The sequence below is a fragment of the Arsukibacterium ikkense genome, assembly GCF_000987775.1.
GTDB classification, from domain to species: domain Bacteria; phylum Pseudomonadota; class Gammaproteobacteria; order Enterobacterales; family Alteromonadaceae; genus Alishewanella; species Alishewanella ikkense.
Map to the genome: position 1 here is coordinate 133,636 of NZ_LAHO01000010.1, position 23,693 is coordinate 157,328.

Sequence of the window (23,693 nt, forward strand, 5' to 3'; positions counted from 1 at the left end):
TTGCTTTAAGATATCAGTATTATCGTGTTTACTAATAAACACCAGCATTTGGCCAAAAGCCGCAATGATCCTCAGTCACCGATATCATTAAAGCGGGGCCAATTAAAACTTTAACAAATAATAAGTTTACAAAAAATTGCTATTTGTTATATTTTAGCAACGTAGTTTTGGCCGGAGCAAAAATGGCTATCGTAAAATTCTGGCGCAAACCTTTGCCAGTGCTGGCAATAGCTTTGGGCTTGACAGCGTCGATGATATTCTCACAACAGGTTATGGCAGATATGTTTAGTTGGCTAAAGAAATATGATGTGCATTTATCACCGGCCATACATGGCATGGTTACCCAGGATGGTAAGCCTGTTGCCGGCGCTGAGGTATGGCGTGAATTAACGTACGATACCGACTTTATCGACAAAGCGCTGACCGGTGCCGACGGCAGCTTTGCCTTCCCACCGAAACAAATTCGCTCCCGCAAGCCAGGTGGTTTGGCTGAAATGCGTACCCGGCAAGTGGTGAGCGTACGTTATAACGATAAGCAGTACCTGTTGTGGTATCTGACCACTTCCAGTATTCAGCCGCAGCAGGCCATCGTGCAAAAGCTTTCAGCATTACATTGCGATTTGAACAATGAAGAGTTGGAACAAGTATTTCCCAATATAGAAAAACCTGATTTCCCTCACAGCACATTTAGTATTTGTCGCTGGAACGACGAACCACTTACTCAACGCTCTGAATAAGGAGATGATTTGTGTCTGCATTAACCCCTCGTGTGGCTGCTGAACTGGCAGATATTGTATATCAGATTGAACGCCCTTCTGCTTCCGGCATATATCGCCTGAATATGGCTAACTATGAAGTGCGCAATTGCTTTAATTTCGATTTATCAGAAGGCCCGGTGCGTGGCGTTTCCGGCGGTAGTTTATTCAGTTTATTTAATAAAACCACCGGTTTTGCCTTGGTTGGCAAAGGAATTAATCAATTCGCGAATGACTATGTTGTCACCATTCGTGGCACCCATATTAACCGCGACTGGCTTACCAACGGCAATATTGGCCTGACGGGCGGCGATAACAACACTATGGTGCATGCTGGCTTTAACAAAGCCTTTAACTCGATGAAAAAGGCGTTGGAAAAAATCTTAGCACCGCTGCTGTCAGGTAATGCCAGCGCAACGGTACACTGCGTTGGCCATAGTTTAGGTGGCGCCTTAGCCTCATTAACCGCAGACTGGTTAAAGAACAATTATAAGTGCAATGTCAATTTATATACCTTTGGTGCCCCACGGGTGGGTATGCATGCCTTTTCGAAAAAGCATACCGGTACTCTGAACGCCATATATCGCTGCACCCATGGCGCCGATCCGGTGCCGATGATCCCGCTGTGGCCTTTTGTGCACGCCCCCTATGCTGGCACCGAGTATCGGCTTGATAGCGGTTCTGGCATCAGTGTTGAAGCCCATGGCATGGCGGAAAACAAAGCCCCTGGTTATCTGAATACCGCCAACAGCCGCAGCTGGCAAGCGCTGAATCAGCGCTCTTCGCTGAACTTAGAACAAGTAAGACTGAAATATGAAAATCGTAATCAGGCGTCATTCTCTACCTATTGGGCAGATAAAATCAGTGGCGCACTGATCACTCTGCTAAAAGATGCCGGTTACTATACCGCGGTGATGGCGCAGGCAGCCATTGGCACCGGCTTAACATTTTACGATTTACTGGCCCGCTCGCTGGAAAGTATTGCCAAAGCATCAACCCATTTTGCCGAGCAAGCCAGAGGCTTGCTTGGCCATATGCTGGTGTTTGCCCGCCAGGCCGTTACCACCGTAACAGAATTATCATTCCGGTTTATTCGCTGGGTATTTGATAAAACCCTGGTAGCACTTTATCGCAGCGCCCGGGATGCCATAAGCAGTGTAGCGTAAATTCCTGGCCTAAGTAGCTGTTAAGCGGCTGCTTGGGTTTTGCTCAGCTGTGGCCCGGCACTACTTGTCTGACAGCTCAGAGCTTGGATGTTGCCAAGGCCATTTACCGGTAAGCTCGACTTCCAGCGTAAAACTTAAGAAAGTGCGGATTAACACTATCAGCGCTAATACCCCAACATTCGTTAATGTCAGCTCGACCGCGACGGTATTAATAATATCGGCAGCAATTAAAAACTCCAGCCCCAGTAAAATTCCGCGGCCCAGCCGCTGGCGTATTTCCTGGTAAATAGCGCGCGGTGAGTCGCGTTTTAGCAGCCGAATTGCACCATGTAGTAATGAGTATATTGCAACAACAGTAATGATGCTGATCCCCAGGATCTCCAGTGCCAGCGCACACCATTCAGGCCAGGAACCCAGCAAGTTAGCCACACCGTTTGTCAAAATACCTCCGTTAGCATTACAGCCTTGATCTGAACTGCCTTAAGCATAGCCTACCGCTCAGCACAGTTATAACTGTAGCGGTTCAGGCACGGTATTTATCTTAAACAAACAGAATATTAACCCAGCAATAATTCCGGGCCAATCGGCAGAAAACGGCTGGCGGCATTGACCAGCGCCTGCGCCGTCAGGCTGGGTACGCCGTATACTTCAACCTCAGTCTGATATTTGCTAATTAAACGCTCAGCCAGCAGGGCAAAATCGCCATCGCCAGAGGCCAGCACCAAAACATCGCTATGCTGGCCGTATTCAATCGCATCCAGGGTAATACCCACATCCCAGTCGCCTTTGGCCGAGCCATCGGCGCGTTGAATAAAGGGTTTTAGCTTTACCTCAAAGCCAATGGCCCGCAGAATATTCTGAAACTGACGCTGCTTTTCATCACCGCGGTCAATGGCATAAGCAATGGCTTTATCCACTGTGCGCCCGGCGGTTACCTCAGCCCAGAATTTATTGTAATCAAAGCTTTTGCCATAGGCCTGGCGGCTGGTGTAGTAGATGTTCTGTACATCAACCAAAATGGTTACGCTGCTCATCCGGCTCCTTAACTCTGATACGATAGAAAATAGCTTATTCGGGTGTGGCCAGCAGTTCGGCCGGGTTTGGCATAATACTACCTGGTAATTTGCCTGCAAGGTTAATTAAGCGCTGCTGATGTTGGCGCAGGGCCGCATTATCAGCGTCAGTTAAACAAGACTGCACCACCTGAGTCATATTATCAGTTTGCGCCAACAGTTGCTGCGCTTGCTGGCGCTGGGTTTGCGGTAAAAAGGGTAAGGTTTGGCGGGTAATCGCCAGCGCCGGCTGCAGGGTTTGCAGCAAGGGCCAGCTGCCTTTGGCCGTAAGCTCAACAAATAATGGTGGCGTTAACTGATGCTCAGCCAGTATTTTATCTACCTCGGCCAGGTAGCTTTTACCCTGCTGTTGGGCCCGCACCTCGTTGGCATGGCGCGGCCAGTCGCAGTGGCGCTGCAACCTGACGTTATGCAAAGCGCTGACATCATCCTGCTTAATTTTCGCCAGTTTGGGTAAGGCCGCTTCCAGCCGGCTAAGATTTTGCTCGGTTAGCACGGTATCCGCCTGCAGCAAAGCGGGTAGCAGCGCGAATACTCCCACCGTAAATAGTATTGACTTTATCATTATCGACCTCTGTGGTTGCTGCTAAGTAAAGCACTTTTGCTTATTGCAACAAGTGGTATGGCGTTATTGCTGTAATACAGCATGCTATCAGAACCGATCCTGGCTGAACCCTGGCTGATAGTAACCGGTTACGTTGCTTATGCCGTAATAATGGTTATCACCCCCAGTAAAATAAACACTGAGCATGCGATACGCCGTGCCCAGTCCAGCGACACTTTTTGCAGCAGCCAGCTGCCGGCATACACTACCGGCACGTTAGCTGCCAGCATCCCCAGAGTGGTACCCCAGATCACCATCCATACCGACTCTTCAAAGGCAGCCGCCAGAATCACCGTGGCGATCTGGGTTTTATCGCCAATTTCGGCCAGAAAAAACAAAATACAACTGGCCGTAAAGGCACCGTATTTCAGTACGCCGGTTTCATTACTGTCATCTTTATCGGGGATAAGCAGCCAGAGGCCAACCACAATAAAGGAGCCCCCCAGCAGCCAGGGGCCAATTGCCGGCGCGATAAATTGCGCCAGCCAGACGCCCAGCCAGGCCGACGCTGCGTGGTTTAACAGAGTTGCCAGCAGAATGCCGGCAATAATCGCCGTTTTATTACGAAAACGTGCGGCTAAAAATAAGGATAATAATTGAGTTTTATCGCCAATTTCGGCGATAGCGACTGCAGTAAAAGAGGAAAGTAAGGCGTCCATTACAACTCTCAGCGGGAATAACATAAGACATAACCACAGCTCCCGCTTTGGGCTCTGATTATGTCTTAAGTCTCATCGTTTAAGATAGGGCCATGTGCAGGTGGCACAAGTATGTTGACCAAATCACCCGCTGTAACAGCGAGGCCGATTACTCCCTTAAGGACGGCGGGCATTGTATGAGGTTTGCCCGCCGGCTGCAATACCAAATTACGCCTGGGGTGGCTGGCCGGGTTTAGCGGCCAGCAACACTTTGTCGCTAAGCACCCGGCTGCGGCTAACCAGACGGCCGCAGGCACCGCGTAATTTCAGTAAACCGTAATAGGTTAAGGGTACCAGCAACAAACTGGTCAGGGTGGAAAATAACAGGCCACCTATAATGGCAATGGCCATTGGCGCATAGCTCGGGCCATTGCCACCAATCTGGGTGCCGCCCATGGCCAGCGGCAATAAGCCCAGCACTGTAGTCGATACGGTCATTAAAATCGGCTTTAAGCGCGCTTCACAGGCATGAATAATAGTGGTTTTTAAATCCTGCAGGGGCAGCAATACCCGGTCCTGATTAATCCGGTCGACCAGCACAATGCCATTGTTGACCACTATACCCATCAGTACCAGCATGCCAATCATGCCCATCACGCCCATACCGGTGCCGGTTAGCAGGAAGGTCCAGAACACCCCGACCAGCGAAAACAGCAGCGAGCCAATCACTGCGGTAGGTAACAGCAAAGACTCAAACAAGGCCGCCATTACGATATAAATCATCGCCACCGCCAGCAGCATGTTGACTATCATAACCTGTTGTTCTTCGTCCTGGCGCTGAAAGCTACCACGAAACGACCAGCGATACCCTTCAGGCAGTGCCACACTCTTCATCAGCTGCTCAATATCAGCACGTGCTTTATCCATGCCAATGTCTTTTGCCGGGTTCATCCGGATAGCAATACCGGTGGCACGGTCAAAGCGGCGAATTGATGTCAGGCGGGGCACCACCTTCAGCTGCGCCAGTTGCGCCAGGGTAATCGCAACGCCATCAGCCTCGGTTACCGGCAGTTGTTCTAACTCGGCCAGCGACTGGCTGATTTTTTCATCATAGATTAAACGCAATAATAACTCACCCTGCTCGGGGCTGCGGAAGGTACGTAAGTTGACACCACGCAGCGCCAGCGCCACACGTTGCGCAACCTGCTCTGCACTGATGCCGTAGCGCTCCAGTTGCTGATGGTTCAGTAAAATTTGCACTTCCTGCTGGCCGCGGGCCAGGTCGGAAGTCACATCTTCCAGGCTTGGCAGTGCCTGCAACATCGGTTGCAGCATTTCCGACAGTTCCATCAGCACTTCGGTCGAGTTGCCCAGTAAATGCAACTGCATGCCACCACCACTGCCCCAGCCAAAGGCAGGCCTTGCCCGCACTAAGGCCGGCCAGTCACTGCGAATTTTGTCTTTCAGCTGTTCCAGCGCTAACGGTTGGTCATCGCGCAGCAAAATAGTCGACATGGCATAGCCGGGGGTGTAATAACTGTACACTGAGTCGATATACAGCTCGTCCTGCCGGCTGTACAGGTAAGCCTCCATCTTGCTTACTTCAGCGCGCACTTCTTCCAGGCTGTAATTACCCTGAATATGGTAATTGACAAACAGCCGGGCGTTATCACCATTGTCTTCATTGGCCGATCCCATCAAGCCCATGGGCACGAAGATACTAACCAGTACCAACAAGGCCCCCAGCGCTGATAGTTTTGGCCAGTTCATTATCGCTTGCAGACAACGTTTATACAGGCGATCAAGCTTACTGCCTTTACTATGGGTAACAGGTGCGACCTTTAATTTAGTACTTAACAGCGGAATTAAACTTAACGCCATCAGCAACGAAATGGCCAGACATAAGCAGATGGCAATGGCCACATGCTCTAAAAAGATGGTCAGTTGCATCTTCTGGCCAATAATATTGGGTAAGAATACAATGGCGGTAGTCGCGGTACCGGCCAGCACCGCTAAACTAACCCGCCGCACGCCGCGCTCAGTAGCGGCTTTAACATCACCACCGGCTGCCCGCTCCCGAAAGATACTTTCGGTGACCACCACGGCGTTATCTACCAGCATACCAATGGCCAGCATTAAGCCCATCATGCTTAAAATATTCAGGCTATAGCCCATAAAGTACATGGCACCCAGGGCAATAATAATAGCGCTGGGTACCGACAGCACCACAACCAGGGTAGTGGTAAGATGGCGCAAAAATAAATACAGCACGATAAAAGACAACAGCGCACCAATAGCGCCAGCTGCCAGTAAGTCTTTCAGCGACTTGGTCACGCCATCGGCCACATCGTCCATCACATACAGGCTAATACCATTAAACGCCGGGTTAGTGTCCGCCGCAGCCACTACCGCCATTGCCGCTTTTGCCACATCAACCAGGTTAGCGCCTGATTCTTTAAACACATTCATGCCCACGGCGTACGTCTGGTCTAAATGGCGGCCGTCAGTGCGTTTAGGTAACTCCAGCCCAATACTCGCCACATCACGCAGCATTAAACCCGGCCGTACCGGCAAGCGCTCAATTTCCGCCAGCTGACGATACTCACCCAGCGGCTTAACTAAAATACTTTGCTCACTGTTGCGCAGCTCACCGGCTGTCAGGGCAAAATTACTGCCTCTAAGCTGCGCCAGTAGGGCATTGGCGTCGACATTTAACGCCTTTAACTTGTCAGGATCGAGCCGGATAATCACCTGGCGTTTTTCCACGCCGTACAGCTCCACTTTAGACACACCCTGCACCCGCTCCAGCGGCCGCTTGATTTGTTGCTCCAGTAAATCGTACGCCATGGCCAGGTCACGCTCCGATGATATCCGCAGCTGAAATATTGGCATATCATCGGTATTAAACTGAAATACCAGTACCCGCTCAACATCGGCCGGCAGCAGGTGACGCACCGTGTCTATCCGTTCGCGCACTTCCAGGCTTTTACTGCTGATATTTTCGCTCCAGTTAAATTCCAGCGACACTTCACCGCTGTTTTCATTGGAGAAACTGCGCATTTGTTTAATGCCGCTAACGGTAGCCAACGCTTCTTCCAGCGGCCGGGTGATCAGCCGCTCTACCTCAGCCGGGCTGGCATTGTTATAAGGCACATTGACGTACAGCTGTGGAATATCAATACCGGGGAACATTTCCAGCGGCAATAGGCGGCTGGCCAGGCCACCGAATAACAGCAGTGAAATAAATAACATGGTAACAGTAACCGGCCGGCTTAGTGCCAGACGGGTAATGGCTAAGGGCTGCTCAGTCATACGGCCTCCTGCGGTTCAGGATTAACCGCAGTAGCCACAGTGGCTTGCTGGCGGCTTACCAGGCCATATAACACCGGAATAAACACCAGGGTTAACAGGGTAGATAACAGCAAACCGAAAATCACTGTCACTGCCATTGGCGCACGGATCTCGCTGCCATCGCCGCCGCCCAGTGCCATCGGTAACAACCCCAGCACCGTGGTCAGGGTGGTCATCAGCACCGGCCGCAAACGGCTGGCGCCACCTTCAATAATGGCATCGGTTAACGCAACACCACTTTGGCGCAGCTGGTTGATCCGGTCTATCAGCACAATGGCGTTATTGACCACTATACCGGCCAGCATAATAAGGCCAATAAATACGATAACTGATAACCGGGTATCGGTTAGCCATAGCCCCAGTACTGCGCCGGCGCCAGCCAGCGGCACGGTAAACAGAATTAACAGCGGTTGCAGCAGGTTTTCGAACTGCGACGCCATCACTAAGTACACCAGAAATACCGCCAGTAACAGTGCCATGGTGAGCGAACTGAAAGCCCGCTGCATTTCTTCACTTTGCCCGGCGACCACCGCACTGACCCCAAACGGCAGATTCTGCGCGGCGACAATAGCCCTGGCACTGTTAGTGGCCTGTTCTAAGTCACCAAAGGCCAGGTTAGCGCTGACAATCGCCACCCGTTGCTGCGCCACCCGGGTAATTTCACTGGGGCCCAGTTCGCGCCGGATATCGGCCACCGCGGAAAGTGGCAGCGGCTGGGCACTGCCGGGGTTAATAATTAATGCAGCCAGTTGCTGCTCACTTTGCCGGAACTGTTCGGCCAGCCGCACCCGGATATCAATTTTCCGGTCGTTAACCGAATACTGACCGGCCACTTCACCACCCACATACACTGCCACCCGCTTGGCAACCTGCTGGGCAGTCATGCCCAGTTGCGCCAGGCGGGCATGGTCAAAATACAGGGTTATTTCCGGCTGGCCGGGCCGTAAGCTGGTTTTTACATCGGTAAAGCGCGGTTCTGCCGCCAGGCTGGCCACCAGTTGATCTGCCGCCAGTTTTAAGTCTGGCAGCTCATAACCGGTCAGTTCTATTTCCAGCGGCGTAGCAAAACTAAACAGTTCTGGCCGGTCGAAATGGGCTTTTACCCCGGCCATACCGGCAATATGCTGGCGCAGCACATCCATCACCTGCTGCTCGGCCTGCTGATCGCTGCCAGGCTGCATCACTATATTCAGCCGGCCCCAGTGGCTGCCGCCAATGGCCGGATCGACAGTCATCTGAGCGCCAGTGCCAACCTGGCCATAACTGCGGGCCACATTAGCCAGCGGCATCGCAACAGCCGCCAGCTGTTTTATTGCCGCATCGGTTTGTTCTATGGCACTGCCTATTGGCAGCTGAATTTCGACGTAAAACTCCCCCTGGCTCAGCTCGGGGATCACGTCGGCGCCCAAGCGTGGTAATAAGCTGTAACATAAGCCCGCCAGCAATAAGGTGGTGCCGATAGTCAGTGTTTTGGCTTGCAGCGCAGCACTGAGAAAACGCCGGTAAGCACGGGTCAACCCATCCAGACTGGCTTTTACCACATACAATAACGGTTTAAACAGCAACCCTAATACCCGGCTGATGGCACGCCACAGCAAAGTAAACAGGCTTACCAGGCCCAGCAACATAAAATACAGGCCTTTGCCAATCATTTTAGGGACCCACACTATGCCGCGGCCCAGCATGTGGTACCAGCGGCTGCCTTTTACCCGGGCTATTGCAGGTTCAGCATCAGCAACCATGTTCTGCCGACGCTGGCGGGCTGCCATGGTAGGAATAAGCGTCAGCGCCACCACCAGCGATACCAACAGGGCAAAGGTAACGGTAAGCGCCTGATCTTTAAACAGCTGGCCGGCAATGCCTTCGACAAATACCAGCGGGAAAAATACCGCTACCGTGGTCAGGGTTGACGCGGTAATGGCCATGGCCACTTCACCAGTACCGGTTCTGGCCGCTTCAGCAGCAGACTTACCCTGCTCTTTGTGGCGGGCAATATTTTCCAGCACGACGATAGCGTTATCAACCAGCAGGCCTACCGCCAGCGCAATACCGCCCAGGCTCATCATATTTAAAGTAATACCCTGACCGTACATCAGATTAAAAGTGGCAATAATCGATACCGGAATAGATACCGAAATAATTACGGTCGCCCAGACATTACGCAGGAATAAGTACAGCACCAGCATCGCCAGTAAACCGCCGATAATACCGGCTGATTTTACTTCATTAATAGCTTGCTTAATAAACGCCGACTGGTCATACACCAGCGTCAGGCTGTAATCCTGCGGCAACCCTTTGCGCAGGGCAGGCAGCTGCGCCAGTAAATCTTCCGCGACTTTAACCGTATTGGCATCGCCCTCTTTATAAATGGCGACCTCGATCGCTTCGCTACCATTAACGTAAGTGACACTTTTGCGATCAGCAAAGGCATCAACCACAGTTGCCACATCTTTTAAACGAATATGTGAGTTACCCACTGTTGCCAGGTACAGGTTTTCAATAGCGGCTAAATCGGCGAACTGGTTAATGGTGCGCACCAGAAAATCGTAGCCTGGCGTTTCCAGCCGGCCACCGGCTAAATTAATATTCTCCTGCGCCAGCCGGCTGCTGATTAAACCAATATCCAGTTGCAGCTGGCTTAGCTTGTTTGGGTCAACCAGCACCTGAATTTCCTGGTTTAAGCCACCGTCGGGCCGCACAGCGGCGATACCGGGCATGGCCTCCAGTTTGCGACGTAAATCTTCCTCGGCATAGGTACGCAATGACACCAGATCACGCTCGTTGCGCATACCGCCCTCGCGGCTTAGTGCCAGGCGAACCACAGGATCTAAATTGGGGTTAAAACGCAGTAACAAGGGTTTTTCAATATCAAGCGGCAGCATCAGTACGTCGAGTTTTTCCCGCACTTCCAGCATAGCCAGATCCATATCGGTACCCCAGTCAAATTCCAGCACCACATCAGAGCGGCCAGAGCGAGACACCGATTGTACCTTGTGTACACCTTTAACGATGCCAAGCGCCTCTTCGATAGGTTTGCTGACCAGCTGCTCCACCTCAACCGGCGCGGCGCCAAGGTATTCTGTGCGAATGGTTAAGCTGGGGTAAGATAAATCAGGCAGTAAATTAACAGCCAGTCGCCCGGCAGACACTAAACCAAACAACAGGATCCCGAAGGTAAACATCCATATTGTGACCGGGCGCGCGACCGCGACATCAACCAGTTTCATAATCGTTCCTTTTCAGCATTTTATTATTATTTATTCGTTACTGTGATAACTGGCCCGGCCAAACCGGGCATTATGGCTTAAAATTCGCGGGTGCTGACCACTTTTACCAGGCTTTGTTCTTTCAATGCGCCCTGACCGGCAATTACCACCTGCTCGCCCTCAGCCACACCTTCCATAATCTCGACAGTCGTATCAGAGCTGTAGCCCAAATGCACCGGCTTGCGGCTTACCTTGCCTTCGGTGTCTACAACAAACACACTATGCTGGTTATCAATGGTGACAATGGCCCGCTTTGGCAGCAGTAATGCCTCGGGTTTTACATCAAATTTCAGTTCAACCTGGGCAAACATACCAGGGCGTAACTCACCTTTACTGTTATCAATGATTAAGGTGGTGCGCACGGTGCCAGACTGGGCATCCACCACCGGTGAGATACGGCTGACATTGGCTTGAACCGGCAACATACCGGCAAAACGTAAAATGGCGGCCTGGCCCGCTTTGGCCTGGGCCAGTTGTTGCTCAGGGATATGCACTACTGCTTCCAGCTCGGCATTCGCCACCAGGTGATATAAGGATTGCGGCGCCATCTGGCTGATCAGCTGACCGGTTTTCACGTAGCGACGGGCTACTATCCCGGCAATGGGTGCACGAATTTCCGTTTCGCGAACACTTAACTCTGCTAAATCCACTGAGGCTTTTACTGCATCATGCTGCCAGCGAAGTTTTTCATAGACATCGGCACTGATTAACTTGCGTTGGTACATTTCAGCCATACGTTGCAGCTCGCTGTCCAACCGGCTTAATTCCGCCTGCTCTTTGGCCAGCATAAAACGCTGCCGCTCGTTTTCCAGCACCGCCAGCAACTGGCCGGCCAGCACATAGTCGCCCTCTTCCACCAGCACTTGCTGCACTATGCCGCTGCTTTTGCTAATGACATCGGTTTCGGCACGGGCAGCCAGGGTGGTATTGGTATGGTAGCTGCTGCTTATTTCACCATGGCGCGCCAAGGCGGCTTCCACCGGGATCGCTATTACTTCTGCCGTATCGGTATTGGTGCTGCTTTTGGCCTGATTGCAGCCCGTCAAAAATATTGCCACCCCCACCATCGCCACAACCAAAGCTAATTTTTTCATTTTATATCATCCTTTTATATCGTTGCCGCCAGTCCACAGGCCAACGGCATTGCAAATTTAATAATACTACTGGTGGCGACTAATGCAGAGGCTATGCCATGCTGAATTTTATATTTTTATTATTTAATTTCAATCAGTTAAATTCTACTAATATGTAATTAAATATTACCCGTTCTCAGCAGGTGGCGAGATACGCTAAAAATTAGCGAAAAACCAACGCTTATTGCAGCAAATGGGCCATTGAGCGACAAGTAGTGCATATACTCTAAGGTCAGACCTCTTTATAATGCGCTAACGTTAACAACGGAGTAAGCGCATGACGTTACCAAAAAACCGCCTGAGCCTGGCTATAGTGCTGGCTATCAGCAGTGCCGGTGTTTCTGCCGAAGGTTACAAATTGTTTGAACAATCAGTCAGTAGCATGGGCAATGCTTATGCTGGCCGGGGCGCTCAAATTACCGATGCCACTCTGGTCTATTCTAATCCTGCCGCACTGACCGCCCTTGATGGCGCCCAAGTCGTTGGCGGGTTAAACCTCATCAGCGCCAAAACCAATTATCGCCATGCCAGCGCGCAAAGTGCCAATGGTCAGTCGGTAGTTGGACGAACCGAAGGGGCAAATAGTTTAAATGAGCTGGTGCCTTTTGTGTTTTACGCCAATCAGCTGTCTGAGCAACTAAGTTGGGGCATCGGTTTCTATGTACCCTTTGGTTTATCGTCTGATTACCAGGACGATTTTGTCGGTCGCTACTTCGCTGATGAAACGGCAGTGCAGGTACTAAGCCTGCAACCGGCTATTGGCTATCAGCTGAATGAGCGATGGTCTGTTGGTGCCGGCATTTCGATTAATCATGCTGAAGGTACCTTATCAAAGTATAAAGATCACAGCGGCTTATGTGAACTTGGTGCAGCAAGCACCAATGCCATATTTGGCGCAGCGATATATAACGGTGCTTACTGCAACAGCCACTTCGAGGTGGCAGGTAGTGATATTGCCTTTGGTTACACTCTGGGTATCCATGGTGAGCCACTGCCAGGCACCCGGCTGGCACTTACCTGGCACTCAGCCGTCCGTTACACCTTAAAAGGCAACTCGGTTATCAGTAATACGCCAATCACCGGGGCCAGTGTCGCGGGTAATCCGAATTATTTGGTTGTCGCCCCCAACCTACCGGCTATTGATTTAAACACCGGCAAACTGGCGGCGAACAACTCGCTGGTTGAAGCCAGCCAACTGGCGCTTACCACTCCAGCCAGCGCGGCCTTTAGTCTGGATCAGCAGTTAACGGCGGCCTGGTCGGTACAATTTAGTGCAGCCTGGACACAGTGGAGCAAATTTCAAAGCATCGATATTATTAGTACTGATGCCAACCCCAGCATTTCGCTCAGTACCCAGCAAAGTGCTAACCTGAACAGTGGCGGCTACATTGGCTATATTCCGCAGTATTGGCGCAATAGCTGGTCGCTCGCAGTCGGAGCAACCTATGCGTATCGCCCAGATTTGACGCTAAAAACCGGGGTGGCATTTGACCAAAACCCCATTAGTCAACATCACAAATCTGCCCGGATCCCGACCGATGACAGGGTATGGCTTACTGTCGGCGCCAACTGGCAGGTAAACGACAAACTCAGCCTGGATCTGGCTTATGGCTATATGTTTAGCGGCGATGTCTCGGTAAACGAGCGCGAGTATAATGTACAGGATCAGCCGCTATATCACAGTGGCTATCAGGGCCAGTACAGTAATAAAGGGCAGTTGCTGGCTGTGCAGGCAAACTATCGCTTTTAAGTGGCCAAATGGCTTGGTAAACAAGCGCGCAGACCGATTCAGTTACGCCAAAGTATCTGCTACAATCTGCGCGCCTTTTCCCAGCCTCAGAAGAAGTAACCATGACTCTTGCAACCCAGGTTCTGGCGGTGAACGACGATCTGCCAATTCGTACAGATTTACCGGTGCACTCCGGCAAAGTGCGTAGCGTTTACTGGTTAACCGCTGCCGATAGTGCCCGGCTTATCCGGCAGAAAAACTACCCGGTAGCCGCCGATACCCCGCTGGCTATTATGGTTATCAGCGATCGTATCTCTGCTTTCGACTGTATCTGGCATGGCGAACATGGCTTAAATGGGGTGCCCGGTAAAGGTGCAGCGTTAAATGCGATATCAAACCACTGGTTCTCGTTGTTTAAAGCGCATAACCTGGCCGACAGCCATATTCTGGATATACCGCACCCGCTGGTATGGATAGTCCAAAAAGCCCGGCCATTGAAAATTGAAGCCATTGCCCGCCAGTATATTACCGGCTCGATGTGGCGGGCTTACAGCAAGGGCGAACGCGAATTTTGTGGCATTACCCTTCCCGAAGGTTTGCAGAAAGACCAAAAACTGCCCGAGATTTTAATTACGCCATCAACCAAGGGCATTCTGACCGGTTTGGCCGGGGTACCAGAAGCAGATGATGTCAATATTTCACGCACCGATATTGAACGGCACAGTGCAGCCTTTGGTTTTGAGCAAACCGCTGACATTGACCTGTACGAAACGCTGTTAAAGCAAGGCTTTGGCGTTATTAGTGATGCACTGGCCAAACTGGACCAGATGTTTGTTGATACCAAATTTGAATTTGGCTATGTCAAAGATGCTGCAGGTAACAGCAAACTCATCTATATGGATGAAGTGGGCACCCCCGACAGCTCGCGCATCTGGGACGGCGCCAGCTGGCGAGAAGGTAACATTGTCGAGCAATCAAAAGAGGGTTTCCGGCAGTGGCTGCTAAACCACTTTCCCGATCCGGATATTCTGCTGAATAAAGACCGGATGGCAGAGCGCGCGGCATTGGCCTGTAATAACGCCCTACCCACCGAAGTGATGCTGTATATTTCGCGTACCTATCTGGCTATCGCCGAGAAAGTCATTGGTCGCAAAATTGTGCTGTCGGCCGACCCAAAAGCTGAAATTATCGCCGTACTGGACCAGCAATACGGTTTAATCGCCAACTAGCATTACAACTTAACTAAACTTATTGTTTAGCGTTGGGTCTTAGTTACTATACACTTAAGCAATTGATTAGGGCTTTCAGAGGTATTTATGGCTAATATTAACAATACTTTAGTTCGCGTATGCGGCACAGCGCTGACGGTACTGCTGGCGCTTAGCGCCTGCTCCAGCCCGCGCCAGGCAACAGTAGATTTTGACCGCAACGTTAATTTTCAGCAGTATCAAACTTACGGTTTTTACCAGGCCGAGCCTGCAGCGCAGCGAGCTGCCACTGAACCACTGACTGGCGAAGTCGCAGCGGATGACGCAGATGTTAAAGCCTACACCACCTTACTGGACCAGCACTTTAGAACAGCAATCCGCGCTGAGATGGCCGCGCTCGGTTATCAGTACAGCGAACAAAACCCCAACCTGCTGGTTAATTATATGAGCAATGTTGAAACCCGCACCGACGTGCGCAGCTCGCCGTTTTCGGTTAATGCCGGTTTTGGTCACTACGGCAGAAACAGCAGTTTTATGTTTGGCGTGCCATTATTCGGCAATCAGCTGGAAAAAAAAGATTATAAAGTCGGCACTGTAACTATTGATGTGGTTGATGCCAGCGCCAAGCGGGTGGTGTGGCAAGGGTTGCTGGAAGGGCGCCTGACCAGTAAAGCAATGGCCAACCCCCAGCAGGCTATCAGTGACACTGTGCAACTGATTTACCAAAGCTACCCTACCCGGTTAGTCACTGGCAGTAAGTAGCTAAAGCGCGCCCTGGAAAAGCCTGAAAAAAATTGGGAGCCGAAGCTCCCATCACTAGCTGAGTGACCCATCACTATTTCAGTGAAAAATATCCAGGAAGGAAGGTGTAACAACGCCAGTGTGGCAGGTATTAATGGCAGTAATATTACAATTCCACGCTAAAAGCTGATTTTTTAACTTTCGATGCAAACCTGACAGACGCGCCAATAACCCCATGTTATGTGCGCAGTAAACCCACAAAGATTGATCCCTATCAAGCAACTTTCATCAGGATAGACTAGGCTGGTTATTAACTAACCAGTAGTAAATGGATACTCACCACCTTGCATGGAGAACACGATGAAAACAATCCGGTTGATGTTAATACCTCTGACCCTGCTGCTTGTCGCCTGCACAGAAGGGCCTGAATCGGCGAGAGGCTTCAGCTTGCCCGAAGGTAATGCTGAAGCAGGTAAAGCAGTATTTATTTCTTATCAATGCCTTGCCTGCCACACTCTGCAGGGCGTAGCAGACAATGATATTGCGCAACAGCTGCCGAAGAAGGTGCCGTTAGGCGGCGATGTCAGTAAGATCAAAACTTACGGTGAGCTTGTTACCTCAGTCATTAACCCCTCCCATAAGATTGCACCGGGCTTTAAGCGTGAAGGGTACACTGATGAAGAAGGTCAATCGCTAATGCGCAATTATAATGATTTGATGACCGTTAATGAATTGGTAGATTTAGTCACCTTCTTGCAGCCTCAGTACAATCTGAAACCGTTTAACCGCACTAATTATCCGCAGTATTTTCCTTAATCAGCATCCGACACTGTTTGCTTAAGAAATGGGGATAACAGCAAAACCAAGGCCGCATTCGCGGCCTTGCACTGAAATGACTGACTTGTCATCAACTTAACAATTATAGCTTTTCCAGCTTAATATCACCGCTGACGGTGCTGATATCGACACTGCCATCACCACTGCCCAGGGTAAATTGCAGGCTGCGGGCCGGGCCATATTTAGCTTTTACCGCCTGATCCTTACTCAGCTTATTGCTGATCTTGCCACCAGCCGAGGCTTTTAAATCAACACGGGCCGACAGCTTGCTATCAAGCGTTAACTCAATATCGCCACTGACACTGCTGCCGCTGATCCTTGGACTGCTGACACCGCGCAGTTTGGCAGCAATTTCACCATTTACTGTGCTGAGCTTTAATTGCCTGGTACCCGTCAGATCCAGCTCAGCGTCACCATTAACCGTGCTGATGCTAACTTCTTCCGCGCTGCTGCGTCCTTTAATTTTGCCATTGACCACTTCGTAGCGCAGCCGGCCACTGGACCCTTCATCGTCAATTTTGCCATTTACTGAGTTCAGCTCAACATTACCACTGGCTGCCCTGACTTTTATTGCGCCGTTAACGGTAGTCAGTTTAACAATATTAGCTAAATCACCGGCGTTAATTTCACCATTGACCGAACTTATCTGGCTGCTACCCTGAATACCGGACACCTTAACGTTGCCGTTAACGCCTTTAAATTCGACATGACTACCAACCGGCACTTCAAAGCTCAGCTCAGCCAGAAATTTTTGGTCGTTGCGGCCATAATTTACCTGGCGCGGCATGGTCATTTCAAAGCGGCTAAAACCCTCTTTCACCTCCAGCAAATAGCCAGTGGCTTTGCCATCGAGCTTACCGCTAACGCTGAACTTATTGCCCGGCACGGCTTTAATGGTGATCTCACCACTCATCACTTCAATATAAATCTTCTCATTGGCACTGACGTTATGGCTTTCGTTCACCACTTCGCGCGCATCGGCCAGGGCCAACTGACTGGCACCGAGCAGCAGTATACTGCAAAGCCCACTTAACCAGTATTGGGTGATTTTTTGCATCTGACTCTCCTTCAATAGCTAACTTATTACTAACGGTTGTTGCAAGGTGGCGCGTTCGATATACGCCAGTTGCTGTTGGTATAACTGTTGCAGCTGCGCTAACAGCCGCGGTTCATCCGGATAAAGTTGCAGGGCCTGACGCACCTGAGCGATGGCCTGATCCCAGATAATCAATTGTTGTTGCCAGTTATCAAAGCCGTCGGCTATCGCCACTATTTGCGCCAGCTGGCGGGCTTTTTGCTGCTCAAAAACTTGTAGTAACTGCAGCTCGGCCGATGGCATAGCCGCAGTGTGTTGAGCTGGCGGCGCTAACGTCGCAAACTGCCAGCCCAGCAGCGCCACCAACACTATTGCCGCAGCACTGGCCGGGCTTTGCCATTTTGATTTGGCGCGCTGTGTGGCTGGCGCCTGTTCAGGGCACGCTGTCACATGGTTTTGCAGCCTGGCCGCTATGCCAGGCCATAAGTCACGCTGTGGCGAAATCTCGTTGTCCAGCTGGTGCAAGGCTTGCTCAAGTTGCTGCTCATTCATCGGCTAACCACTCCCGTAATAATTGCCTGGCCCGGTGGTACTGCGCTTTAGAACTGCCTTCGGCTATGCCCAGCAAGCCGGCAATTTCCTGATGCTGATAGCCCTCAATGGCAAACAGCACAAATACCGCTCTGGCCTGCGCCGGTAAGCGCAAGATGGCCTGCTCCAGTTGTGCCTGCTCGCCACTGCAGGCAACCGTTGCGGCTGCCAGCTCTGGCTGAGCGCTCTCAGCAAGCTGGTCGCTGCTGTCAGTCAGGCGTAAATGTTTGCTCTGACGCCATGCATCAATAGCTGTGCGGGTGGCAATACTGTGCAGCCAGGTGGCAAAACTGCTGTCACCACGAAAAGCTGGCAGTTGCTGCCACACTTTAACAAACACCTCCTGGCTGGCATCTTCCGCTTGCTGTTTATGTGCCAGCAAGCGCCAGCAAATAGCATACACTCTGCCCACAAACTGCTGGTACAGCTGGTAAAACGCCTGTTTATCACCAAGTTTGGCGGCGGCAATTACCTGCGCCAGCTCTATTGCCATAACTGCCCTTTGTTAGATTTACCGGCCATATTGGCTAAATATTGTCAGGTTAGTCGACAGGATGATCAGAAAGGTTTAAATGCCGCAGCTTATTTTTTAAAACCGACATTTACTGCGCCGCCATAACCACAACGCCAGCGCCAGGGTCAGGCTGTACATCAGCAGCGACGCCAACACTACGCCGGGCCAGCCCAGCCAGTGCCAGAACGGTTGCAGGTAAAAACCACCAATACTGGCACCCACATAATAAAACACCAGATACAGCGCGCTGGCACTGGCCTTAGCCCGCTTGGCATGCTGGTTTACCCAACTGCTGGCCAGCGAATGACACAGAAAAAAGCCAAAGGCACTGATAAAAAAGCCAATGACAATAAATACCAGCTGCGTTTGCAAGGTGACCAGCGTGCCCAGCATCATCAGCACTATACCCAGCATCATCGCCAGCGGCGCAGAGTAGCGCTGGCCAATTTTAGCGGATAATGCAGAGCCAATAGTGCCGGTAAAATAGGTAATAAACAGTAAACCCAACATACTGCTGCTAAGCAGATAAGGCGGTGCCGCCAGCACAAAACTGATAAAAGTATATTGATTTAAAAATACCAGAAAATTCAGACCGCCAATCAGGTAGGTCAGCAACAGTAGTGGTTGGCGCAAATGAAAAGCATGATCTTGCAAGGCCTGCCACAACTGAAAACGCTGTGGGGTAAAGCGGTTTGAAGCAGGCAAATAACGCCATATAAAATAGCAGCTTAGCGCACTAAGCGCCGTCATGGGCCAGAATACCCACTGCCAGTGGCCAACATCGGCCAGACCGCCGGCCAGTAAGCGGCCGCCAATACCACCCAACGAATTGGCGCTGATGTAATAGCCCACGGCCGTTACCAGCGCCGGTGTTGAATACTCCTCGCCCATCCAGGCAATGGCAATCGCTGGCAGGCCACCGAGGCAAATGCCCTGAATGGCGCGCCAGCACAGTAAAGCACCAAAGCTTTCTACCTGAGTCAGCGCCAGGGTACTTATTGTCATACCAAGCAGGGTCAACAACAATAAGGGCTTGCGGCCCCAGGCGTCCGATAACGATGCATACACCAGTAAGGACAAGCCCAGCCCCGCCGTAGCAATGGTATAACTCAGGCTGGCCTGCAACGGACTTAGCTGAAATTCGCGGCTTAACTGCGGCAATAGTGGCTGCAGCAAATGCAAATTGGCAAACACTACCACCGCCGCCAGACACAGCGCAAAACAACTGCGATAAAACGCGGCCGATTTATACTCAATCACAATGCGATATCCGCCAACAGAAAGCCGCATTGTACTGACTTTACCTTAAGGTTACGAGTTGCCAGGTCAGTACTTTATCCTCTGGCATCAAGCCATAAGCCGTGTATCATTGCCTCAACTCCCAGCCAAACAGGTACCTGGCTTGCTGTCATTATTTTTAAATGCGCCGCTGCAAAAAAAAGTGGCGGCCATTGCCCTGCCGATGGTGCTGTCGAATTTATCAGTGCCATTGCTGGCACTGGTTGATACCGCAGTCAGTGGCCATTTAGCGCATGCCTGGTATCTGGGCGGTGTGGCGCTTGGCTCAAGTTTAATCAGTTTGCTGTTTTTTCTGCTGGGCTTTTTGCGCATGAGTACCACCGGCCTGACAGCCCAGGCATATGGCGCCAGTGACCACGCCGGCCAGCTGCGCTGTTTAAGCCAGAGCCTGCTCGTCGCCCTGCTACTGGCCGCCCTGCTGTTACTGCTGCAGTGGCCTCTGGCCCAGCTGGCTTTTAGCGTGAGTAACGCCAGCAGCGAGGTAAACCAGCAGGCCCAGTTGTATTTTGGCATACGGATCTGGAGTGCTCCGGCAACTTTAGTTAATCTGGTGCTGATGGGCTGGTTTTTAGGCCGGCAAAATGCCCGCTACCCGATGTGGATGCTGATTTTCACCAACCTGATTAATATTATGCTCGACTTGCTGTTTGTACTGGGCTTTGGCTGGCAGGTAGCGGGTATCGCTGCAGCCTCAGTGGTAGCCGATTACGCGGGCTTGCTGCTGGGCGGCTATTTATTGCTGCACCGTCTGCCCGCAAGGGATTTACGGCTAAGCATGCGCAGAGAGCTGGCAAAACTGGCCGGCTTAACGCGCTTATTTGCGCTGAACCGCGATATTTTTCTGCGCAGTTTGTGCTTACAAAGCGTGTTTGTGTTTATTGCCTTTCAGGGTGCCGCTTATGGCGATAATACGCTGGCCGCCAATGCGGTGCTGCTCAGCTTTCTCATGCTGGTATCCTATGCGTTGGATGGCCTGGCTTACGCCGCCGAAAGCCTGGTGGGCAAAGCCATTGGCGCCGGCGACAGCCGGCTGCTGGGTAATACCCTGGGCCTGCTGGCGCTGTGGTGCCTGATACTGGCAGCCGTTTTCAGCACAAGCTACGGCCTGTTTGGCGATATGTTTGTTGGCATACTGACTTCCATACCTGAGGTGCAGCAGCATGCTGCGCTGTATCTGGGCTGGATGATCATACTGCCGCTACTGGCCTGCTGGGCCTATTTGCTGGACGGGGTATTTATTGGCGCAACTCAGGGTAAGACGCTGCGCAATAGCATGGTTATCGCCCTGCTGGGCTTTGCCGGCAGTTTTTACCTGCTGCAAAGCTGGCAAAACCATGCGCTGTGGGCCGCGCTGGCGATATTTATGGCGCTGCGCAGTATAAGTTTGGCCATAGTGCTGAGGCGCCAGTGGCAAAGTGGTCAGTTATGGCAAACACCCTTAGCTTAAAAACCTCAGGCTTTTTGTTAAGTTATTGCTAAGCTCCTGCCCCTCGGTTAGAGTGGTCAGCGTCATAATTCTACAGTGCCAGAGCACTGACTAATAACGAGACGCAACCTGCATGAGTACTTCCACTATATCAACCCCGTTGTCGGCGCTACCGCAACCCTCATCGTTTTATCGATGGATGGTATTATTGTTTGTCAGCCTGGCGATGTTTGGTAACTATTATATTTACGACTCGCTGTGGCCCATTGTTGATTTACTGCGGGAGCAGCGTAACTTCAGCTATCAGCAAATTGGCTGGTTATCGACCGCCTACAATATTGCCGCCTTATGTGTGCTGCTGCTCGGTGGTTATATTATTGACCGCTGGGGCACCAAAAAAGCCATTACCCTGTTTGCGTTAATATGCCTGGTTGCCGCAGCAGTCACGGCCTTCAGCCCCAACTTTGAAACCATGTTCGCCGGCCGCTTTATGCTGGGCCTGGGTGCAGAACCCCTGATCGTGGCAGCTACCACAGTGCTGGCCAAATGGTTTAAAGGCAAAGAGCTAAGCTTTGCCTTTGGCATTAACTTATCTATCTCGCGGCTCGGATCGGCTTCTGCTGACTGGTCTACCGGCTTTGCCAGCCCGCTATATGTGAACTGGCAGGACCCGTTATGGCTGGCCACCGCTGTTGCCGGCATTTCAGTGACGGCAGCTATCTTATACTGGATTTTAGAGCGACGGGCCGAAGGTCGTTACGATCTCGGCGTAGCCGATAGCACCGACAAACTGGAATTTAAAAGTATGTATGCGTTTAGCGCCTCATACTGGTACATAGTGGCGTTATGTGTGGTGTTCTATGCCACGGTGTTTCCGTTTCGCAGTTTTGCGATAGATTACTTTCAACAAGCACATGGCCTGGACCGCGAAGCCGCAGGTATTTTAAGCAGCTTATTGCCAGTAGCAGCTATAATTGCCACGCCTTTATTTGGCCTGTGGGTAGACAGAGTCGGCAAGCGGGCACTGTTTATGGCGGTGGGCTCGCTGGTGATGCTACCGCTGTTTTTAATGGTAACCTATTTACCAGCGGGGCCGGACGTTGGCATTATGATCCCCTTTATTGGCAGCGCTGTGGTGCCACTCACCCTGTTATTAGTCATTTTGCTGCTGGGCATGGTGTTTTCACTTATTCCGGCAGTAATGTGGCCGTCAGTTGCTTATATCGTTGATAGCCGCCGCCTCGGTAGTGCCTACGCCCTGATGACCTTTTGTCAGCAAATTGGCTGGGCCATAGTGCCATTAGCGGTGGGCTACTTAAATGACGTTTATCTGGCAGGACCAGAAAATATTGATGGTTACACTCCCGGCATGTGGTTCTACACCGCCCTGGCATCGTTAGGTTTATATTTCTCTTATAAACTGTGGCGCACCGAACAAGGTCCGGGTAGCCATGGTCTGGATTCCATCACCACTAAACGGCCGGTCGTCAGCGCAGAGCAACATCCCGGTTAAACGCTAGTTATAGCAGAACCATCTAAAACGGCGCCTGATAAAAGAGCGCCGTTTTTTTATGCAAAAAAACGTTAAAGTTTCGGCAAACGCCGCCGATACTCTCGTTAAGCTATATTTTAACTAACATATTACTCAGCAAGAGGTCATCACTATGGCTATTTCACCCAATACACCCGCCACTGTAGCGAAAAGCAGCTCTGCATCGTCTGCCGCGCAACAAAACCAGACCGTCAAAAACGACGAAAATGGCGCTGTTGCCAATAAGGGCATTACCAATAATGCCGAGCAAGCCCGTCAGGCGCAGAATATCGCCATTTTAAAAGCCAACGAGCAAGTATCACTGCGCAGCAATAATGACTCGCTAAGCTTGCTGTATAAAACGGCGCTGGACGGCATCAACGCTGAGCTGGAACCCATATTTGGCGAAAATGCAGCGCAGAAAATATATGATTCAGGCATTGATACTTCGCCAGAAGCAACAGCAGAGCGAATTGTCGCCTTTGCTACCGGCTTTTACAGCCGCTATAAAGAGCAGAACCCGGGTCGCTCAGAAGAAGAGCAGCTTGATAACTTTTTAAAAGTGATTGGCGGCGGTATTGAAAAAGGCTTTGCTGATGCCAAAAGCATTCTGAAAGGCTTAAAAGTTTACGAGGGCGAAGTAGAAGCCGGCGTTGACCAAACCTATGCCAAAGTGATGGCCGGGCTGGATAGCTTCCGGCAGAAAATGCTGGAGCTGGCTGAGCAACCAACGGATGCCAGTGCAGCACCGGCGAAGAAAACTGAGCCGGCCAGCGGTGCCTGAGCTTAGCTGAC

Annotated in this window: 20 protein-coding genes; 9 read left to right on the forward strand and 11 right to left on the reverse strand. The window is 51.2% G+C overall.

Annotation, left to right across the window (positions count from 1 at the left end; genetic code table 11):
- Positions 1 to 182: 182 nt before the first annotated feature.
- Both WG68_RS11430 and WG68_RS11435 read left to right on the forward strand, forming a co-directional pair.
- Positions 183 to 737 carry a carboxypeptidase-like regulatory domain-containing protein gene (locus tag WG68_RS11430; protein WP_052749061.1) on the forward strand — a complete coding sequence of 185 codons (555 nt, stop codon included), beginning with the start codon at positions 183 to 185 and terminating at the stop codon, positions 735 to 737.
- 11 nt (positions 738 to 748) lie between these two features.
- A complete protein-coding gene (locus WG68_RS11435) occupies positions 749 to 1,921 on the forward strand; it encodes a lipase family protein (protein ID WP_046557822.1) in 1,173 nt (390 codons plus the stop codon).
- Positions 1,922 to 1,981: 60 nt separating this feature from the next.
- Here WG68_RS11435 and WG68_RS11440 read toward each other — a convergent pair whose 3' ends face one another.
- The 7 genes from WG68_RS11440 to WG68_RS11470 all read right to left on the reverse strand — a co-directional run bounded on the left by WG68_RS11440 (position 1,982) and on the right by WG68_RS11470 (position 11,947).
- Complete coding sequence (locus WG68_RS11440) at positions 1,982 to 2,362, reverse strand: DUF1622 domain-containing protein (RefSeq protein WP_083981870.1); 381 nt, start codon at positions 2,360 to 2,362, stop codon at positions 1,982 to 1,984.
- A 116-nt stretch (positions 2,363 to 2,478) separates the two neighbouring features.
- Positions 2,479 to 2,955, reverse strand: a complete 477-nt coding sequence (locus tag WG68_RS11445; protein ID WP_046557823.1) for an NYN domain-containing protein — start codon at positions 2,953 to 2,955, stop codon at positions 2,479 to 2,481.
- A 34-nt stretch (positions 2,956 to 2,989) separates the two neighbouring features.
- Positions 2,990 to 3,559, reverse strand: a complete 570-nt coding sequence (locus WG68_RS11450) for a hypothetical protein (protein WP_046557824.1) — start codon at positions 3,557 to 3,559, stop codon at positions 2,990 to 2,992.
- 137 nt (positions 3,560 to 3,696) lie between these two features.
- Positions 3,697 to 4,257, reverse strand: a complete 561-nt coding sequence (locus tag WG68_RS11455) for a TMEM165/GDT1 family protein (RefSeq protein WP_046557825.1) — start codon at positions 4,255 to 4,257, stop codon at positions 3,697 to 3,699.
- 207 nt (positions 4,258 to 4,464) lie between these two features.
- Positions 4,465 to 7,548, reverse strand: a complete 3,084-nt coding sequence (locus WG68_RS11460; protein WP_046557826.1) for an efflux RND transporter permease subunit — start codon at positions 7,546 to 7,548, stop codon at positions 4,465 to 4,467.
- Positions 7,545 to 10,814 (reverse strand): efflux RND transporter permease subunit, encoded by a 3,270-nt coding sequence (locus WG68_RS11465; RefSeq protein ID WP_046557827.1) that lies wholly within the window; start codon positions 10,812 to 10,814, stop codon positions 7,545 to 7,547. The genes WG68_RS11460 and WG68_RS11465 overlap by 4 nt, the downstream gene beginning before the upstream one ends.
- Before the next feature lie 77 nt (positions 10,815 to 10,891).
- Positions 10,892 to 11,947, reverse strand: a complete 1,056-nt coding sequence (locus WG68_RS11470) for an efflux RND transporter periplasmic adaptor subunit (RefSeq protein WP_046557828.1) — start codon at positions 11,945 to 11,947, stop codon at positions 10,892 to 10,894.
- Positions 11,948 to 12,263: 316 nt separating this feature from the next.
- Between WG68_RS11470 and WG68_RS11475 the strand changes: the two genes are divergently transcribed.
- The 4 genes from WG68_RS11475 (at position 12,264) to WG68_RS11490 (ending at position 16,480) form a co-directional block, all read left to right on the forward strand.
- Entirely contained in the window at positions 12,264 to 13,736 is a 1,473-nt protein-coding gene (locus WG68_RS11475; RefSeq protein WP_046557829.1) for an OmpP1/FadL family transporter, read from the forward strand.
- Positions 13,737 to 13,837: 101 nt separating this feature from the next.
- Complete coding sequence (locus WG68_RS11480) at positions 13,838 to 14,944, forward strand: phosphoribosylaminoimidazolesuccinocarboxamide synthase (protein ID WP_046557830.1); 1,107 nt, start codon at positions 13,838 to 13,840, stop codon at positions 14,942 to 14,944.
- Between the two features lie 87 nt (positions 14,945 to 15,031).
- On the forward strand, positions 15,032 to 15,685 hold the full coding sequence (locus tag WG68_RS11485; RefSeq protein ID WP_046557831.1) for a DUF4136 domain-containing protein: 654 nt from the start codon (positions 15,032 to 15,034) through the stop codon (positions 15,683 to 15,685).
- A gap of 339 nt (positions 15,686 to 16,024) precedes the next feature.
- Positions 16,025 to 16,480, forward strand: a complete 456-nt coding sequence (locus tag WG68_RS11490; RefSeq protein ID WP_046557832.1) for a c-type cytochrome — start codon at positions 16,025 to 16,027, stop codon at positions 16,478 to 16,480.
- Positions 16,481 to 16,583: 103 nt separating this feature from the next.
- Here the strand turns inward: WG68_RS11490 and WG68_RS11495 are convergent, their stop codons facing one another.
- The 4 genes from WG68_RS11495 to WG68_RS11510 all read right to left on the reverse strand — a co-directional run bounded on the left by WG68_RS11495 (position 16,584) and on the right by WG68_RS11510 (position 19,902).
- Entirely contained in the window at positions 16,584 to 17,558 is a 975-nt protein-coding gene (locus tag WG68_RS11495; protein WP_046557833.1) for a DUF4097 family beta strand repeat-containing protein, read from the reverse strand.
- 18 nt (positions 17,559 to 17,576) lie between these two features.
- The gene (locus tag WG68_RS11500) at positions 17,577 to 18,089 is read right to left on the reverse strand and encodes a hypothetical protein (RefSeq protein WP_046557834.1); all 513 of its coding nucleotides are present in this window, start codon (positions 18,087 to 18,089) and stop codon (positions 17,577 to 17,579) included.
- Positions 18,082 to 18,621 carry an RNA polymerase sigma factor gene (locus WG68_RS11505; protein WP_046557835.1) on the reverse strand — a complete coding sequence of 180 codons (540 nt, stop codon included), beginning with the start codon at positions 18,619 to 18,621 and terminating at the stop codon, positions 18,082 to 18,084. The genes WG68_RS11500 and WG68_RS11505 overlap by 8 nt, the downstream gene beginning before the upstream one ends.
- 96 nt (positions 18,622 to 18,717) lie before the next feature.
- Positions 18,718 to 19,902, reverse strand: coding sequence for an MFS transporter (locus WG68_RS11510; RefSeq protein WP_046557866.1), 1,185 nt, complete (start codon positions 19,900 to 19,902; stop codon positions 18,718 to 18,720).
- 142 nt (positions 19,903 to 20,044) lie between these two features.
- Between WG68_RS11510 and dinF the strand changes: the two genes are divergently transcribed.
- The 3 genes from dinF (at position 20,045) to WG68_RS11525 (ending at position 23,682) form a co-directional block, all read left to right on the forward strand.
- Positions 20,045 to 21,388: an MATE family efflux transporter DinF gene (dinF, locus tag WG68_RS11515; RefSeq protein WP_046557867.1), complete on the forward strand. Its 1,344-nt coding sequence runs from the start codon at positions 20,045 to 20,047 to the stop codon at positions 21,386 to 21,388.
- Positions 21,389 to 21,500: 112 nt separating this feature from the next.
- Positions 21,501 to 22,880 carry an MFS transporter gene (locus WG68_RS11520; RefSeq protein ID WP_046557836.1) on the forward strand — a complete coding sequence of 460 codons (1,380 nt, stop codon included), beginning with the start codon at positions 21,501 to 21,503 and terminating at the stop codon, positions 22,878 to 22,880.
- A gap of 151 nt (positions 22,881 to 23,031) precedes the next feature.
- On the forward strand, positions 23,032 to 23,682 hold the full coding sequence (locus tag WG68_RS11525; RefSeq protein WP_046557837.1) for a DUF5610 domain-containing protein: 651 nt from the start codon (positions 23,032 to 23,034) through the stop codon (positions 23,680 to 23,682).
- The last annotated feature ends 11 nt before the right edge of the window (positions 23,683 to 23,693 follow it).

Bases quoted from the DNA above. Each gene is read 5' to 3' on its own strand.
- WG68_RS11430 (WP_052749061.1), top strand. From the start codon at position 183: ATGGCTATCGTAAAATTCTGGCGCAAACCTTTGCCAGTGCTGGCAATA.
- WG68_RS11520 (WP_046557836.1), top strand. From the start codon at position 21,501: ATGAGTACTTCCACTATATCAACCCCGTTGTCGGCGCTACCGCAACCC.
- WG68_RS11525 (WP_046557837.1), top strand. From the start codon at position 23,032: ATGGCTATTTCACCCAATACACCCGCCACTGTAGCGAAAAGCAGCTCT.
- WG68_RS11500 (WP_046557834.1), bottom strand. From the start codon at position 18,089: ATGAATGAGCAGCAACTTGAGCAAGCCTTGCACCAGCTGGACAACGAG.
- WG68_RS11485 (WP_046557831.1), top strand. From the start codon at position 15,032: ATGGCTAATATTAACAATACTTTAGTTCGCGTATGCGGCACAGCGCTG.
- WG68_RS11470 (WP_046557828.1), bottom strand. From the start codon at position 11,947: ATGAAAAAATTAGCTTTGGTTGTGGCGATGGTGGGGGTGGCAATATTT.
- WG68_RS11455 (WP_046557825.1), bottom strand. From the start codon at position 4,257: ATGGACGCCTTACTTTCCTCTTTTACTGCAGTCGCTATCGCCGAAATT.
- WG68_RS11450 (WP_046557824.1), bottom strand. From the start codon at position 3,559: ATGATAAAGTCAATACTATTTACGGTGGGAGTATTCGCGCTGCTACCC.
- WG68_RS11465 (WP_046557827.1), bottom strand. From the start codon at position 10,814: ATGAAACTGGTTGATGTCGCGGTCGCGCGCCCGGTCACAATATGGATG.
- WG68_RS11445 (WP_046557823.1), bottom strand. From the start codon at position 2,955: ATGAGCAGCGTAACCATTTTGGTTGATGTACAGAACATCTACTACACC.
- WG68_RS11495 (WP_046557833.1), bottom strand. From the start codon at position 17,558: ATGCAAAAAATCACCCAATACTGGTTAAGTGGGCTTTGCAGTATACTG.
- WG68_RS11505 (WP_046557835.1), bottom strand. From the start codon at position 18,621: ATGGCAATAGAGCTGGCGCAGGTAATTGCCGCCGCCAAACTTGGTGAT.
- WG68_RS11460 (WP_046557826.1), bottom strand. From the start codon at position 7,548: ATGACTGAGCAGCCCTTAGCCATTACCCGTCTGGCACTAAGCCGGCCG.
- WG68_RS11475 (WP_046557829.1), top strand. From the start codon at position 12,264: ATGACGTTACCAAAAAACCGCCTGAGCCTGGCTATAGTGCTGGCTATC.
- WG68_RS11490 (WP_046557832.1), top strand. From the start codon at position 16,025: ATGAAAACAATCCGGTTGATGTTAATACCTCTGACCCTGCTGCTTGTC.
- WG68_RS11480 (WP_046557830.1), top strand. From the start codon at position 13,838: ATGACTCTTGCAACCCAGGTTCTGGCGGTGAACGACGATCTGCCAATT.